General features: G+C 67.6%; 17 protein-coding genes and 1 pseudogene. 6 read left to right on the top strand and 12 right to left on the bottom strand.

All coding sequences use genetic code 11. The annotated features are described in order from the left end of the window. A partial coding sequence (locus tag L0P92_RS07420; RefSeq protein ID WP_234761714.1) for an FG-GAP repeat domain-containing protein occupies positions 1–617 on the top strand: 617 nt, incomplete at its 5' end. An 18-nt stretch (positions 618–635) separates the two neighbouring features. On the opposite strand, the gene L0P92_RS07415 is transcribed toward L0P92_RS07420, so the two are convergent. Next, on the bottom strand, positions 636–998 hold the full coding sequence (locus tag L0P92_RS07415; protein ID WP_234761713.1) for a hypothetical protein: 363 nt from the start codon (positions 996–998) through the stop codon (positions 636–638). Between the two features lie 112 nt (positions 999–1,110). Here L0P92_RS07415 and L0P92_RS07410 point away from each other — a divergent pair, with 112 nt between their 5' ends. The 4 genes from L0P92_RS07410 to L0P92_RS07395 all read left to right on the top strand — a co-directional run bounded on the left by L0P92_RS07410 (position 1,111) and on the right by L0P92_RS07395 (position 5,762). Beyond that, positions 1,111–1,791 carry a DUF5701 family protein gene (locus L0P92_RS07410; protein ID WP_234761712.1) on the top strand — a complete coding sequence of 227 codons (681 nt, stop codon included), beginning with the start codon at positions 1,111–1,113 and terminating at the stop codon, positions 1,789–1,791. Between the two features lie 165 nt (positions 1,792–1,956). Beyond that, positions 1,957–3,411 (top strand): FG-GAP-like repeat-containing protein, encoded by a 1,455-nt coding sequence (locus L0P92_RS07405; RefSeq protein WP_234761711.1) that lies wholly within the window; start codon positions 1,957–1,959, stop codon positions 3,409–3,411. Positions 3,412–3,494: 83 nt separating this feature from the next. After that, positions 3,495–4,547 carry a Yip1 family protein gene (locus tag L0P92_RS07400; protein ID WP_234761710.1) on the top strand — a complete coding sequence of 351 codons (1,053 nt, stop codon included), beginning with the start codon at positions 3,495–3,497 and terminating at the stop codon, positions 4,545–4,547. A gap of 174 nt (positions 4,548–4,721) precedes the next feature. Beyond that, on the top strand, positions 4,722–5,762 hold the full coding sequence (locus L0P92_RS07395; RefSeq protein WP_234761709.1) for a glycoside hydrolase family 5 protein: 1,041 nt from the start codon (positions 4,722–4,724) through the stop codon (positions 5,760–5,762). Positions 5,763–5,875: 113 nt separating this feature from the next. On the opposite strand, the pseudogene L0P92_RS07390 reads toward L0P92_RS07395, so the two are convergent. From L0P92_RS07390 to L0P92_RS07345, 10 genes and pseudogenes are all read right to left on the bottom strand, one after another. Further along, positions 5,876–6,205, bottom strand: a pseudogene (locus L0P92_RS07390) (phosphoribosyltransferase); the annotation flags it as partial. Positions 6,206–6,294: 89 nt separating this feature from the next. After that, positions 6,295–7,491, bottom strand: coding sequence for a tyrosine-type recombinase/integrase (locus tag L0P92_RS45420; RefSeq protein WP_234761708.1), 1,197 nt, complete (start codon positions 7,489–7,491; stop codon positions 6,295–6,297). Positions 7,492–7,569: 78 nt separating this feature from the next. Further along, a complete protein-coding gene (locus L0P92_RS07380) occupies positions 7,570–7,755 on the bottom strand; it encodes a helix-turn-helix domain-containing protein (protein ID WP_234761707.1) in 186 nt (61 codons plus the stop codon). A 146-nt stretch (positions 7,756–7,901) separates the two neighbouring features. Next, positions 7,902–9,350 (bottom strand): replication initiator, encoded by a 1,449-nt coding sequence (locus L0P92_RS07375; RefSeq protein WP_234761706.1) that lies wholly within the window; start codon positions 9,348–9,350, stop codon positions 7,902–7,904. 124 nt (positions 9,351–9,474) lie between these two features. Next, the gene (locus L0P92_RS07370; RefSeq protein ID WP_234761717.1) at positions 9,475–9,756 is read right to left on the bottom strand and encodes an SH3 domain-containing protein; all 282 of its coding nucleotides are present in this window, start codon (positions 9,754–9,756) and stop codon (positions 9,475–9,477) included. 165 nt (positions 9,757–9,921) lie between these two features. Next, positions 9,922–10,263: an SH3 domain-containing protein gene (locus tag L0P92_RS07365; protein WP_234761705.1), complete on the bottom strand. Its 342-nt coding sequence runs from the start codon at positions 10,261–10,263 to the stop codon at positions 9,922–9,924. A gap of 65 nt (positions 10,264–10,328) precedes the next feature. Beyond that, positions 10,329–10,520, bottom strand: coding sequence for a hypothetical protein (locus L0P92_RS07360; protein ID WP_062723942.1), 192 nt, complete (start codon positions 10,518–10,520; stop codon positions 10,329–10,331). Beyond that, a complete protein-coding gene (locus L0P92_RS07355; protein WP_234761704.1) occupies positions 10,517–11,854 on the bottom strand; it encodes an FtsK/SpoIIIE domain-containing protein in 1,338 nt (445 codons plus the stop codon). Before L0P92_RS07355 ends, L0P92_RS07360 begins: the two co-directional genes overlap by 4 nt. After that, entirely contained in the window at positions 11,854–12,315 is a 462-nt protein-coding gene (locus L0P92_RS07350) for a hypothetical protein (RefSeq protein WP_234761703.1), read from the bottom strand. Before L0P92_RS07350 ends, L0P92_RS07355 begins: the two co-directional genes overlap by 1 nt. Next, complete coding sequence (locus L0P92_RS07345; RefSeq protein WP_234761702.1) at positions 12,315–12,698, bottom strand: hypothetical protein; 384 nt, start codon at positions 12,696–12,698, stop codon at positions 12,315–12,317. The genes L0P92_RS07350 and L0P92_RS07345 overlap by 1 nt, the downstream gene beginning before the upstream one ends. A gap of 229 nt (positions 12,699–12,927) precedes the next feature. Here L0P92_RS07345 and L0P92_RS07340 point away from each other — a divergent pair, with 229 nt between their 5' ends. After that, positions 12,928–13,731: a GntR family transcriptional regulator gene (locus tag L0P92_RS07340; RefSeq protein ID WP_234761701.1), complete on the top strand. Its 804-nt coding sequence runs from the start codon at positions 12,928–12,930 to the stop codon at positions 13,729–13,731. Positions 13,732–14,420: 689 nt separating this feature from the next. On the opposite strand, the gene L0P92_RS07335 is transcribed toward L0P92_RS07340, so the two are convergent. Continuing rightward, a complete protein-coding gene (locus tag L0P92_RS07335) occupies positions 14,421–14,759 on the bottom strand; it encodes a hypothetical protein (RefSeq protein WP_234761700.1) in 339 nt (112 codons plus the stop codon). Positions 14,760–15,357: the final 598 nt, after the last annotated feature.

Genomic DNA, 15,357 nt, shown 5'->3' with positions numbered 1-15,357 from the left:
CCCCCATCCAGTCCCCCGGCAACGCCCCCACGGGCCCGGCGGCCGACGTCGACGGCGACGGGTACGACGACCTGGTGGTCCGTACGGCTGAAGGCACCGGCAAGTCGGCAGTCGTCCTCGGCGGCCCGACCGGCCCCACCCGCACGGGAGTCACCCTCCCGGCCGGCATCGACGTGGCTCTCGGCACCTTCGGCAAGGGCAAGTCGGCGCTCGACGCGGCGATCGGCACCATGGGCGGAACGTCCCTGCGCTACGACCTCCCGGCCGCCACCGCACGCGGCACCCTCAGCACCCCCGGCTCGGTGCTCGACGCCGCCGACTTCGACGGCGACGGCCTGAGCGAACTCGTCACCAGCGGCACCCAGTTGCGCGTCCTCCACGGCCGTACGGCCGGACTGGCCACCACGGGCATGGTGACCGTCCGGCCACCCGCACAGGGCACCACGCGCGTCGTCACGGTCGGCGACTTCGACGGGGACGGACGGGCGGACCTGGTGGTGCGGACGTACGTCGGCGAGACGAAGGACACCGTGGCCGTGTACCCGGGCACGAAGAAGGGCCTGGTGGCGGCGGAGCCTTCGGTACGGTTCTCCAGCTCGGAGTTCCTGGCGCGTTAGCCCCCGTGAAGCGGCCGGTCAGTCGGCCACCCGGGCGCCGATCGCCTTGGCACGACGGCGGGCTTCGGGGCTGAGGCCTTTGCGGCGGGGATCGGTGCGGTGGTCGTACGCGGTGGGCTGGGCGAGGCAGTCCAGTCCGCGCAGGCCGGGCTTGGCCACCACACAGGCGAAGCGGGGGTCGCCCGCGTACCAGAGTTCCTCGTCGTAGTCCTTCAACGCCTCGCGGCTCCAGGTCCGAAGCAGCCCGGCGGGCGCCTTGAGAGACACCGACTTGTCGGGGCTGTCGGGATCGGGCAGCACGAAGAGCGCTTCCTTGCCGGCGGTGATCCGGACCGCACCGGACTGCTGACGCCAGGGGTAGACGGCGAGGACGCGCCGCATCCGCATGCCCCTGCCGAGCCGGCCGAGAGCCTGCCCGGATCGGTTCAGGGGAACATTCCGGCGGGCCCTCACGTTGGCCTCAGGTCAACTCCCCCGCGAGCCAAGGAGAGTCGTGCCGGAAACGTCGTCCAACGCCGCCCTCACCGCCCTGCCCCCGCTCCCGCCCCTCCCCGCCCAGGCCGAGCACCTGATCTCACTCGGCGTGCACGACCTCGCGGGAATTCCGGCCGACGAACTGCGCGCGTTCGCGCAGGCCACCACGCACGGGACCGGCGCCCTGCTCGCCGTCCACCCGGACCGCCTCCCCGCCTCCGCCCTCACACCCCTGCTCCGCCGCGACGACAAGCCCGGCTTCGTCGTCGTCGACATGCCCGACGTCGACGACTTCGCGCCGGACGCCGTCGAACTGCCTGACGCGCCCCTCTACGTCGTCACCGGCATCGACCGCGGCGACCACATGGCCAACTGGAGCCCGGAAGAGGCCCTCCCCGCCCTGACCGAGCAGGACCGCACGCCCCTGCTGCTCACCGAGGGCATCCACTGGGTCCTCCAGCAGCCGCAGGCCCTGGAGCGCAACCGCTGCTTCATGACGATCGGCTCCCGGCTGCGCAAGGCCAACGGCACGCTGGACGCCCGTACTCCGGCGATCTGGATCAGCAACGGCACGGGCCGCGACGGCCGTGAACGCCGCAACGCCCCGAAGGTGGGCTGGTGCTGGTGGGGCAACCGGCACACGTGGCTGGGCTTCGCGTCCACCACGGGCCGCCGCCACCAGGCCCAGGGCCGGCCCTAGTCCGCAGGGTCCCTCCCGGTCCGCGAGGTCTCCCGTCCGACGTACAACCATCCGCACACCCCAGCGGTCTCCTGCACCGCAACCACCCCGTTGAACCCGGATGAACACCCGGCCAACAGGAGTGGTCACCCCTATTCGGCAGGCCCGTATTCGCAGGAGAACCGTATGCGCAGAAACCTCCGTACAGCCTTGGCGACCGCCGCCGCCGGCGCGCTCACGGGCGGTCTGCTCGTCGCCGCCGCCGGTTCCGCGGCGGCCGCCTCCGGCCTGGAGGGCGACTTCAACGGGGACGGGTACCAGGACGTGGCCGTCTCCGCCCCGCGGGCCTCCGTGAGCGGACACGCGGGGGCCGGTTCCGTGACCGTCCTGTACGGCTCCGCGGCCGGCGCGGGCGCCAGCAGGATCCAGACGCTCTCCCAGAACAGCACGGGCGTCCCGGGCGGCGCCGAGGCGGGCGACGGCTTCGGCTCGCACACCACGGCCGGCGACTTCAACGGCGACGGCTACGCCGACCTGGCCGTGGGCGTGCCCGGCGAGGACGTCGGCTCGGACACCAACGGCGGCACCGCGGTCATCCTGTGGGGCGGCTCGGCCGGCCTGTCCGGCGGCACCACGGTCTCCGACCCGGCCCCCAGCAGCCACGACTCCTTCGGCGCCCCGCTCGCCGCCGGCGACTACAACGGCGACGGCCGTGCCGACCTCGCCATCGGCTCGGACCAGAACACGGTCGACATCTACCGCGGCGGCTTCACCAAGTCCGGCGCCACCGGCGGCCGTTACAAGGTCACCACGCCGGTGCTGAAGGTGAAGGGCAACGACATCTTCAACCTCACGCCCGGCGACGTGAACAACGACGGCCGCACCGACCTGCTCGTCGACGGCTACGAGGGCGAGACGAGCGGCGACTACTACTTCAACGCCAACTACTACCTGCCCGGCTCCACCGGCGGTGTGACCACCTCCGGCTCCCGGAAGCTGCCGGCCGGGATCATCTCCGACATCGGCGACGTCGACAAGGACGGCTACGGCGACATCGTCATCGGCAACCACTGGGACACCTCCTCGACCAGCGCCGGGGCCGCCAAGGGCGGTGCCGTGAAGGTCGTCCGGGGCACCTTGGCCGGTCCGACCGGCGGCACGGCGACCCTGGAGCAGAACACCGCGGGCGTCCCCGGCACCAGCGAGAGCGGTGACGCCTTCGGCTGGGAGCTCTCCCTCGGGGACATCAACGGCGACGGCTACGACGACCTCGCCATCGGCTCGCCCGGCGAGGACCTGAACGGCGTCGCCGACGCCGGCATGGTCTCCGTCCTCTACGGCTCGGCGTCCGGCTTCCAGGGCACCGGCACCCAGTCCCTGGCCCAGGACACGCCCGGCGTGCCCGGCGGCAACGAGGACGGCGACGGCTTCGGCGGCGAGCTGCTGCTCACCGACGCCACCGGCGACGGCAGGGCCGACCTGACGGTCGGGCTGCCGTGGGAGAACAGCAGCGACGGCTACGTCGTGGCCTTCGCCTCCGACGGTTCGAAGATCAACACGTCCGGCCGGGGCATCGGCCTGACCGCCGCCAAGGTGTCGACGTCCGGCACGCCGCTGTTCGGCAGCCAGATGGCGGGCTGATCCAGACCGGGTCGTCGAGGTCCTTGCCCGTACGGCATTCCCCTGAGCGGCTCCCTGAGCCGGGCTGTGGCTTCCCTTAGGGGATGTCACAGCTCGGCCGCAAAGCCGGGCCCGAACCGCAGGGCCCGGCACGCGGATCTTCGGGAACAGGTACGTTCGAAGACGTGGCTGGATTCAGGATCGGACGGGGCAGCCGGAACAACGGCACCCCGCAAACGCGCCCCCAACAACCTCCGTACGGGCAGCAGGCGCCCCAGGGGCCGTCGTACGGCTATCCCCCGCCGCCGCAGCAGCCGTACGGCGGCGGCCCGGGCGGCGGCGGTGGTGGCGGCTGGCCGCAGGCGAACGGCGGTGGCCATGGCGGCCACCGTGCCCAGGGCGGTCACGGCGGCCACGGCGGCCACGGCGGTCACGGCGGTCACGGCGAGCCGGAGTACTTCGGTGACGGCGGCTACCCGCACGGCCCCGGCGGCGGCGCCCCGGACCCGTACGCGGCGAACAACCCCGGTCACACCACGGCGTTCTCCGTCGGCGAGGACCCCTACACCCAGGGCGAGACCTACCAGGCCGGCGCGGCCCCGGCCGCCCCGGTCGGCCCCCGGCTGCACTGGAAGGCCCTGCTGCGGGGCATCGTCCTCTCCCCCGGCCAGACGTTCCTCCAGATGCGGGACTACACGATGTGGGGCCCCGCCCTCGTCGTGACCTTCCTCTACGGCCTGCTCGCGGTCTTCGGCTTCGACGGCGCGCGCAACGACGCGATCAACGCGACCCTGTCGAACGCCGTCCCGATCGTCCTGACGACGGCCGTGGCGATGGTCCTGTCGTCCTTCGTCCTGGGCGTGGTCACCCACACCCTGGCCCGCCAGCTGGGCGGCGACGGCGCCTGGCAGCCCACGGTCGGCCTCTCCATGCTGATCATGTCCCTCACGGACGCCCCCCGCCTGGTCTTCGCGATGTTCGCCGGCGGCGACGCGACGTTCGTGCAGGCGCTCGGCTGGGCGACCTGGGTGGCCGCGGGCGCGCTGCTCACCCTGATGGTGTCCAAGTCCCACGACCTGCCGTGGCCGAAGGCGCTGGGCGCGAGCGCGATCCAGCTGATCGCGCTGCTGTCGATCGTGAAGCTCGGCACGTTCTAGACGGAGCGGGAAGCAGGAGGCAGAGAGCGGCTTCGGGGCCCTCGGCGTACGCGCCGGGGGCCCTTTTGTTCGCTTTGCACTTCCACTGTTGAAACTTTGTGTGCAGATACGTTGACCTGTGTTCGGATCCTCTTCTAGTTTGCGGGAACCATCGAGCCCGCCGAAGGGGATGCCGTGCCACGAGAGAACCATCGCCGGACAGCTTGCCTCGCCACGTTGCTGGCCTGCGCCACGGCATTCGGGGGCGCACTCGCCTCCCCCGCCTCCGCGTCCCCCGCACCCGCCTACGGCAGGCCGGCCGTCCCGCCCGTCAGCGACTTCCGTGGCGTCAACTGGGCCGACCCGCGCGACAACTACGCCGATGACGCGGTCGTACCCTCCGGCCTGTCCACCACGGACGGCTACGCCACCACCTACGCCAAGTCCAGGGCGATCATCAGCGGCTTCGGCAAGCTGGGCGCCAACACCGTACGGCTGCCGGTCAACCCGACCTCCGTCAACGGCCCCTTCTGGAAGTCGTACAAGGGAGCGATCGACGCCGCCACCGACAAGGGGTTCAAGGTCATCCTGGGCTACTGGGAGGCCGACAACGCCAAGGACGGCAAGATCGACAACCAGGCCGCTTGGGACCAGATGTGGGCGCGGATCACGTCTGCCTACGCCCGCAACTCCAAGGTGTACTTCGAGCCGATGAACGAGCCGTTCGGCTACACCTCACAGGAGTGGCGCGACATCGCCGCGAAGTGGGTGACCACTCACCGCGACGTGCCCCGCGACCGGATGCTGATCGGCGGGTACAAGTACAGCGAGGACGTCAAGCCCGTATGCGCCGACCCGCGCCTCAAGGGCACCCGGCTCGCCCTGCACAACTACGGGTTCTGGCACACCGACTGGACCAGCGTCGACCAGTGGAAGGCGGACTTCAAGGAGCGCATCGGCGACTGTGCCTCGCGCACGATCCTCGACGAGTTCGGCGCCTCCATGACCACCGGCCTCGACTACAACGGCCCGGTCAACGGCTCCAACGAGGTCGCCTACATCCAGGCGGCCACCGACACCATCCGTGAACTGGGCCTCGGCTCCGTCTACTGGCCCGGCCTGCGCAACGGCGACACCTACTCCCTCACCACCCTCCAGGGCACGGGCACCGACCTCAGCCTGAGCCTGAACAACCAGAGCGGCCTGGACCGCCTGCACTGGGCCTGGCGGCAGTAACCGGAGACTGACCGGGGCTGACCGGGGCACATCACCTCTCCCACCGGACCGTCCGCGCAGGCCGGCGGCCCGGTGGGACCCCTACGTCCTCGAAGCCGGCGGCCCGCCTCGGATCAAACGGCTTCCTTGTTGGGCTTGGCGGCGTCCCCGGACCTGTGGACCGGCGGCAGGACACTCCACGGGAAGTTGATCCACTCGTCGGTGCGCTTCCACACGTACTCGCACTTCACGAGCGAGTGGGACTTCTCATAGACGACGGCGGACCGCACCTCGGCGACATGCTCCACGCAGAAGTCGTGGACGAGCTTCAGGGTCTTGCCGGTGTCGGCGACGTCGTCGGCGATCAGCACCTTCTTGTCGGTGAAGTCGATCGCGTTCGGGACGGGCGCGAGCATGACGGGCATGTCGAGGGTGGTCCCCACGCCCGTGTAGAACTCCACGTCAAACACGGAAGGGCCTCCCACCTGCGATGATGCAGAAGGGAGGCCCTGAAACTCAGCAAAAACTCAGCATTGAGGCTCAGCGAACCTCATCATGCTGCGTCTTCACCCACCACTGTAAGACGCGCCCGGAAGGCATCCGCTAGCGAAGCCTCGAACGCTCCCGTGATTCGCTCATCGGCCCCGTCTACGAGGTGTGCATAGACCTGCTCGGTGACCTTCGTGGAGCTGTGTCCCATCCACCGTGCCACCTCGTACAAGGGCACCCCCGCAGCAATGGCCATGCTCGCGAAGTAGTGGCGGAGAGCCTTCGGTGTGTAGCCCGAGTCCCCGAGCCCAGCCTTCTTGATTGCGTCGTTCCAGCGGTCCGTGTACGTCGTCCGCGAGGGGTGGCGGTGCTGGTAGGTCTCCGACTCGTGGTACCAGCCCTCTTCGCCCCACGGCTCCCAGAAGGCCCGGTGCTTGTCCAGTTCGTCAGCCACCGAGGGAGGCACAGGCACCCAACGGCCCTTGCGGCTCCACTTCGGCTCGTTCTTGACGTTGGTCCCTCGGTTCGCTCCACCGTTCTTGCCGAAATTCGTGAGCTGATTCTGCACGAAGTACCAGCCCTCTCGGCGGGTGAGGTGCGACTGAGAGAAGGCAAGGGCCTCACCCACCCGCAGACCGCAACCTGCCTGAGTCCAGATCGATGACTTGTAGACCGGCCGAATGGCCTCATAGATGGCCATGACTTCAGCGGTGGTGGGGATCTCGCTGTCCTCGACCGGGCGATAGGTAGATTCGTTCCTACCGTTCACGGCGATCGTCTTTCCGGCGTACTTCGGAACGATCTCCGCCTCATAGCAGTACTTGAGGAACGACTTCAGCACGACCTTGCGGCCCTCGATGCCGTACGGCTTGTACCCGCGCTCTTTCTGTGCTTCCTCCCACTTGGTGATGTCAGAGGGAGTGATGGAGCCGATTCGGCGACTACCGAACATTTCTGCAAAGTGGTTCTTGTAGATGCTCTTGTACTGAACGAGCGTGGACTCTTCCCGCTGTCCGAAGCCCAACCACTCCTTCCAGCAATCCTCGAACGTCCGCTTGGAGTGCTTCCGGTCGACGTAGACGCCAAGCTGCTTGTCGTTCTCGACCTTGTTCGCGAGGGCCTTTGCTTCCGTCTTCTTGTTATGAGCGAAGGATTCCTCTGTCTGCTTGCCGCTGGGATCCCGGAACCGGACGACCCACGAGTGCTTGCAGCGCGGCCAAGCACCCACCTTGCAGTCACAGCGCTTGATGATCGAAGCCACGAGGCTTCAACTCCCTTACCTACGTGGGGCGAAGCCCTATCTCCGCCCTCAGCACAATGTTCTACACGCCAACTCGCCCTAGCTACAAGCCTGTTGGGAAACCCAGTGATCGATGTCACGTTCGCGAAATCTAAGGTGCTTACCAACCTTGTATGCAGGTATGCCCCAAGCTCTCCACTTCGCGTAGAGCGTTCGCTTCGAGACCGCCAGCCGCTCGGCTGTGTCATCCGGTGTCAGGAGCCGATTGGACCCGCCGGCAGCCATGCGCCCCTCCTCTGTGCGGTAGCCTCAACTCGACCCCTCGCGGGTCGGAGCCTCCCTGAAGCCCTATCTTCGGGGAGGCTTTTTCAATAAAGGCCCATCCCGTTCTTTCGCCCGCCCTTTCCGATTTCCATCTATTCGGAAATGCTTTACGCGGCATACTTCCACCCCTCGGCGATCATGTCTCTTCTGATTTCGCGTAGGGACGCGAGGTCTTCGGCAATGCCAAGTGCCACGTCCGCTTCTGCCAGCGAGTGCCCGGAGCCGACGTAGCGCCAGGCGGAATCGGTGATGATGTCTCTGTCCTCCAGGACGAGGACGCCGCCGCTCTGGTAGTCCGCGCGGACGGCCCGGAGTGCTCCGTAAGTGGTCGAGTACTGGCGGGATTTGGTGAGGATGTGGCCCCGGTAACCGAGCGTGTGAGCCCAGGCCCGGAGCCTGAGTTCCTCTAGCTCCACCAGGCCGCCCAGGCGCCAGCAGGCAGCCATGAGCGTCCGTAGGTGGGCGTTCACCGGGGCGAGGCGGATGCTGTCGAAGTCTTGTATGCGGTAGTCGATTCCGCCCGCGTCGCCGACGCTCTTGGAGACGTACTTCGCGACGTAGGCCGCAACGGCGTTGTCGGTGACGGCCGATGATTCGGTGAAGGCGTCGCTGCGGATCGGGTGGACGTCGAGCTGTCTCCCCCACTTGATGACCCGCTCGCCGGTTGCCGGAGAGTACGGCGTGTGCACCTCTACTTGGTCAGCAGCCGATCGCACGGCGCCTTCGAGGAGTTCGGTTGTGGCCCACCGTGGCGGGGGCGAGGAAGGGCCGTCGGGGCCGTCGAGCCGGATCACCGCGTGGAAGTGCACGGCCCCCCGCTTTTGGTACTCGGCGACCTTGGCGAAGGACACCGTCAGGTGTTCGCGGAGGCGGGTTTGCGTGATCCCTGCGGCAGTCGCCAGATGCCGCTTGAGCGTGTGGCAGTAGCGGTTCCACAAGGCGCCGGCGGATGCGTGCCACAGGACGTGTCCGGCGTAGTCGTAGCAGTCCGGGCAGAGCGGCTGACCCACCGCGGAATCGGTGTCGGCGTGCTGCTGGCCGCAGCCCAGAGGCCTCCCGTGTTGGCACGCGCCGCCGTCTCGTCGAGGGCGGCAGTAGGCCCTGTCAGGCCCGCTCGCACGGTGTACGGCGCCGAACGAGGGGGCGGTGAGGGTGACGAAAAGCCGGGGGTGACGCTGTACGCCGTCTGTGACGCCCTTGCCGCCGAGGAGGCCGGAGCGGACCAGGTGGAAGGTGTCGCCCGCGTGGAGGTAGGAGCAGGGTTCGCAGCGGGTTTCTCGCCGGTTGCGGCAGCGCACCGGCATGCGCCCTCCAGGGTCGTCGCTGGTGTCGTAGTGCCGCACCACCTCTCCCGTGACCGCGTCGCGGGTGGTCGTGTGTCCGGCGAGGTAGATGGGGTGCGCGCAACCACCTATGGATTTGATCTGTTCGAGCCAGCGCGAGAATCCGGGTTCATGAACGAGCCGGATAAGGTCACGTTCGGTGGGTGAGAGAAGGCGCAGGCGCTCAGCCTCATCGAGTACTGAGCGCCGCGCCTCATCCGATATCGGGTACACGGGTGGTCCCCTTTCGCGAGGTATGGGCGCGGCAGTCATTTGGTCAACTCCTGTTTTGGCTTGTCTCAGCTATGAATTGCTTGGATTTGTTCAGCCAGAAAGAGAGCATTCCGGAGGTGAGCCGTCAGACCGCCTGCTTCATATAGGCCCCATAGACCCAGCCGTTCTTACCCTTATTGGGGCCATTTCCGACCTTTCCGTAAAGCCAACTGGCCCCCTTTGTCATGCAAGACGGAGTGAACCGGGTCCCCTTGGACAATATTCCGAGAGACTTGTACTTCGTTCCCGGGCCGGAGCGGAGGTTCACGGCTTCCGTCGCCTTATTCGGGACGCCGTAAGCCGGAATGCAACTTTTGGGCAGAGAGGCAGCGGAGGCGGTCGGGGCCGTGGCAATACCGGCCCCCATGACGCTCATGCCGAGCGCGGATGCAGCGAGAGACCGGACGAGGGCCTGACGGAGCTTCATTTGTTTTCTCCTCTGAGATAGTTTCGAGGCGGCATTTCACCACCTCGCGCTTCCTTTTCTGGCTACGGCCAAAGAAGGAGGTCAATGAGGTAGGGGCTGTATTTTCTAGTTCCAGCCAACGTAATCCGACTTGACCCAGCCCCATTTGCCGTTGTTCGGCCCACTCGTGACCTTGCCGTAACTCCAGTCGTGATCCTTGTCGCAGTACTCGGTGAATCGAGCACCCTTGAACAGGATTCCGAGAGAGGCGTATTTCGTGCCGGGTCCGCTGCGCAGGTTTACATCGCTGGTAGCTTCCATCCTTTGCGGCCAGGCCCATTCCCAGGTGCACGACTTGGGTAGCGATGCAGCCGAAGCCGTCGGGGCGGCGAGTATGGCGCCGCCGAGGATCGCGGCCGTGGTCGCGGCAGCAGCGGAAACACGGACCAGGTTCCGACGCGTCTTCATTTCACTTTCTCCTCTGGGAGAGTTCGAGGCGACCATTTTCCGCCTCCTGTTTTCCTTTTCTGGCGTCAGCCGAAAAAGAGGCTCCCGATAGCCTTGACGATGGCCCACACGGGGTAGGCGAAAGGAGTTCCCGCGAGGAGGAATCCGAAGAGCGCGATCAGAGTTGCCTGGTAGGCCCGGATTTCGCGTGACCGTGAGGTCAGGACGACGTACAGGAACAGGAATGAGTCGATGACCCAGATATGTGTCTGTGTCATGCCGCGATTCCTCCTTTCTGGAAGGTGACGGGGTCGGGTTGGGTAAGGAACGGGTCCTCGGGCGGATCGCTCCGGCCGATGTCGACCGCAGCGGCAGTGGTGACCAAGCGGGAACGGGCGCGCATCCACCGGCCGCCCATGGCGACGACTGCCACGCCCTGTTCGTCCTCGGTGATGTTCTGCGCGGTGATCACGGCGTCAGGGTTGATGTCGCCCAAGGTCATCTCGGCCGAGGCCGCATCATGCGCGCGGTGCGCGACGCGTCCGCCGAGCTGGGCGCGCAGCGCGGTGACGCGAGGGCCGAGATCAGAGCCGACGCGCTGTCCGGCGATGACCAGGTGGACGCCGAGCGCCGCGCCGAGCTGGGCGATGCGCAGCAGCAGGGTTCCGCACTGCTCTGCCTGGTCCCGTGATTCGCGGGAGCCGTCGGTCAGGTACAGCTCTGCCAGTTCGTCGACGATCACGACCAGGGGCACGGGCTGTTGTTCCTCGGGCAGTTCCCAGACCGATCGCTTGTCCCAGGAGCGGCACCACCGCGTCCGTGCCTGGATCTCGTCGACCAGGCCGGCCAGTACGCCGAGCGCCTGTGGCCGGTCGACCGCCAAGGCGGAGAGCCGTCCGCCGAACAGGCCGAGCTCCATGCCTCCTTTGCAGTCGATGCCGACCAGGGCAACCCGTTGAGGCGCCAGGGCGAGCACCAGGGCCGCCAGGAGGGAGGACTTGCCCGACTGCGTGGCCCCCGTGACGAGCCAGTGGGGAGTGCGCCGCAGGTCGATCAGCCACGGACCGCCATCCTCGAAAACGCCCACGTCAGCGGCGAGGAGCCCAGGGGCCGGCAAACGGACGGACGGGGCATCCTCGGTGAGCGGATCCCGGGCCGTTACCTCGATAACCACCTGACCGCGATGAGGCGAGGTGACCCGCACGCTGTGCACGCGCCAGGTGTGTTCCATGGCACGGGCCGCCGCGTAGAACGGCGCCGGAGTCTGCCCCGGATGCAGCAGCACCCGCAGCGTCAGCCCGGTAGCCGTGGGCATCGGCCAGGTCAACCGGGGAGGTTTCGGCTTGAGGGCCTGGCCCTGCACCACGAGGTCACGGCCGATCACCCGACGGTCCGGCGACATGCTCACGGAGAGGCCGTTGAGGTAGGCCAGCCGCCGCCAGGTCGTCACGATCCGCAGCGCGGTTGCCGGGTAGCCGGCCAGCCACCAGCGCCACGGCCACCGCCGCACCGGCACACCCCGCGCCTCCAGACGCGGCTCCCACCACTTCTGGGTGAGCACGCCCACGAGGATCAGCGCGGTCAGGATCCACACCACCAGCGATGCGGGCATCAGTCGTCCCCGCCCTTGCCGTCTTCCACCTTGGTGCGCGCCAGGACGAGCCGGGCGCGCATCATGGCGGTCTCTGCATGACGGGCCGTCAGGGAGAGAAGGAAGCGGATGTGCGCGTTGTCGTCGGCGGTCGTCAGGAGCGCTTCGGTACCGGCGAGCGTCCGCAAGTCCCGCAGCAGCGAGCCGAAGTGACCGTCTACGCCGTACACCGGGTCGTCCGCTTCGGGCACGTCCACGTCGTCCAGGCCGGCCGCCGCCCGCATCTCGCGAGCCATCCGTTCGGCATCCTCGGCGAGCGAGACAGCACACGGGTCCTTGCAGGCGAACACCTGTGACTCGTCGACGGGATTACGGCCCACCGGAACGGACGTGACGCGCGCGTCGATGAAGTTCGCACCGCACATCACGCAGGCCAGGCCGTCGCCCTTCGGGCCGCTGATGTTCCAGAAGTAGCGATCCATCAGGAATCACCACCCGACGACTTCCCGCGCGGACCGGCCGCCGCAGCCGACCCAGCGGAGACGCCACCAGAGCCCGGAACGGGCGTGATGGCATCGGCCCGGTAGGTCGTACCGGTCCGACCCTCCAGCGACCAGTCACGACCCCACAGGTTCGTGACCCTGACCTCAGCGCCCTCCGTGAGGCCCTGCGGCTGCCCCACGGTCGTCACGTCGATCGTGTCGACCCGGCGTCCCTCCGGCTGCCGCACGGCCAGGCCCGTCACCCACAACGGGTTGCCCTCACGGTCCCTGCGCTGGTCACCTTCCAGCGTCGTACGCGGCTCCGGCGCGATCTCGCACCGGATCGTGCCCAGCCGGGACACATCGATCGGCTTGTTCTCCAACGAGGTTCACCTCATCTCAAACGACACCCACCCAGACACTCATCCGGATGAGTTGGGTACCCATCATGACCACAGCGCCGGAATCAGGTCAACCACTTATCCGGATGAGTGGTTCTGATCTATGCCCCAGGCAGCCAACCACTTATCCTCATGAGTGCACGCCGCCCGCCTATACCACGCACCACTGACAAGCAACGCGGCACGACGACCCAGAAGGACAGCAGCAGCCATGGCAGACCGAGAGCACATCGAACGCGCCCCCTCCATGTACATGCAGGTTGCGCAGCGCATGGCCGACGACATCCGCAAGGGCCGCTACCAGCCCGGGGACCTTCTGCCGTCCGAGACTCAGATGGTCGAGATGTACGGGGTCGGCAAGCACACCGCGCGCTCCGCCGTCGCCGAGCTGCGCCGTATGGGACTGGTCGAGTCTCAGCAGGGCAAGGGCAGCATCGTTCTTGCTGTAGGCGGAGTCCTTCCCGCCACCCGCGTTGAACGGTCCATTCACCGTACGACGAAGGGCAGTTGGCGCCTGCCGGAGACGAAGACGACCGAGGCACCCGCTGTCAGCAGGTGCGCGCTCGATGGACCGCCGGCAGATCTGCTGGACCAGCGGGACCAGGACGCCATCAGCGTCGACCGCACACTGTACGACCCCGCAACCGGCGCCCGCATGGCCCACCGCGTTCTGATCCCCCTTGCCACCGCAGCCGAGGTTCCCACCCTCGCCGAACAGCCCGACGCCGAGGTAGCCGACCTGTACCGGCAGCTTGCCGAGGCGGGGCTCAGCCTGTCGTTCACCGAGCACGTCACCGCCCGCACCCCCTACCCGGACGAGCGCACGACCCTCGGACTCAACGACGCCAGCCCCCTCCTGATCACCTACCGCGTGACCACCGACGCCGACCAGGACCGCCCTCTGCTGTGCGAGGAACTCAAGGCCCCCGCCGCCACCTGCCAGCTCACCTACCCCGTGACGCCGACGAAGGCCCCCGTCAAGCGCGCCGCCCGCCGCCCATCCCGATCGGCGTAACTTCTCTTTACTTGCTCAAGGGCGCGCCTTCGGCGCGCCGGGCGGCTCTGGCCGCGCCGGCCGGGCATGCGGCCTCCGGCCGGTCCCGTCCGGACGACCAGCCGCCCGACCGCCAACACCGCCCCGCCAAGCAGAGAAGCCCCCGCGGAATCGTTCCGGGGGGCTTTGTCATCTGCCCTGTCAGTCACTGGGAAAGCGAGACCACCTGGCCGACGAGACCCGCGCTCTCCCGTACCAGCTCCAACACCGTGTGCTCACACACCGGCTTCGCACGACGGGGCCAACGCCGCTCACCGAGACACTCAGCCCTGTAACGAACTCGGTTCGGGCCGGTGGTACCAGGGACGCTATAGCGCGCCCCTGGACCCCGCCCAGCGTGGCAACCTCACGCGCGAATGCGGGTTTCGTCGTGGTCCATGTCCGTGCGCGCGTGAGGTCACCACGCACGTGATCAGCAGCTTTCCCCCGTCGAGGGGTACCGGCTCTACCCACCGCCGTGGGCCGGCGAAGCTCGCTCAGGGTTCCGCTGCCCCTACTTCCGGCAGGTGTCAGCGTGCTTCTGAGCCGCGAACCTTGCCGGACCGAACCCCGTGATCAGGATCGGACGAGGACACCCTTCGCACCGGATGAACTCCCCACGCCGGTCCGTCTCGATCCACACACGCGACCCCGCCGCCGTGCGCCAATCGTCACGCCGCCCCACGTCGTAAGTCCCCTTCCGTCTCGTCCGCCGTCCGCTCAAACCTCACTACCCGAGCCCCCGATATGGCCGCAGCGCCACGCAACCGCCAGGCGACCAGCCGCGCGCCCTCCAGACGGAGCCACACCACCGGTTCACCACGCGGCCCCACATGCGCCACGGCCCGCACCGAACGCACGTCTACGCCTAGCGCCTCCATGGCCGCGTTCAACTCCTCGGCTACCTCGTTCGCTTCCCGCCACGGCGACACGTAGTCAACGCCTGCAACGAACAAGGCATTCTCGATGTCGCCGTGCCCCCCGCTGTCCGGCGACGCGTCCTTTTCCATCGCGCAACTCTCTCCAGCCACGGCCGCATAGTCACGACGGCCGACAATCCTTGCCAACTCGAACGTCTATCCCGAGAAGAGCGGGCCGCGAATCATGACCGCCCCGTTTTCCTCCGACTACTCTCCGTACGGAAGGCAGAGCACCCAACCAACCCGAAGCGACCAAGCAGTCTGCGTTATGGCGTCCCTTTAGGGAGGGCGAAGCCCAAGATGCGAGCGCCGCACCACCGAACGTTCACACCGTCACCACAACTACATTCGCAGGTCAGCGCGAGGTGATTGTGCACCAACGTCTAGCGAGGCATGCCGCCCCACAGAGGAGGAGCACCTCGCCCGCACGGTTCTCCCTTCCGCCGATAAGAGACCGAGCAGTCGGTTTAGACGCGCCCAGTCTGGGCCTCTATCGTCAATGCCGTCAAGCCACCATTGCCTGAAGCTCTGTCAGATATCCCGGCACTACTCAGCGGGTCGCGGAGTCAACCAAGGAGAGGCGAAGCAATTCCCGTACGGCTGAAGGAAGTTGAAACAGCCGGCATTCAAGCCGAACCCTCATCACAGACTCCGATGCCCATGTCCGCACCTCAGGGTCAGAACCAGG

Source organism: Streptomyces muensis (assembly GCF_021474425.1).
In the GTDB taxonomy this organism is placed as follows: domain Bacteria; phylum Actinomycetota; class Actinomycetes; order Streptomycetales; family Streptomycetaceae; genus Streptomyces; species Streptomyces muensis.
This window is presented reverse-complemented; position numbering and strand designations above follow the sequence as displayed.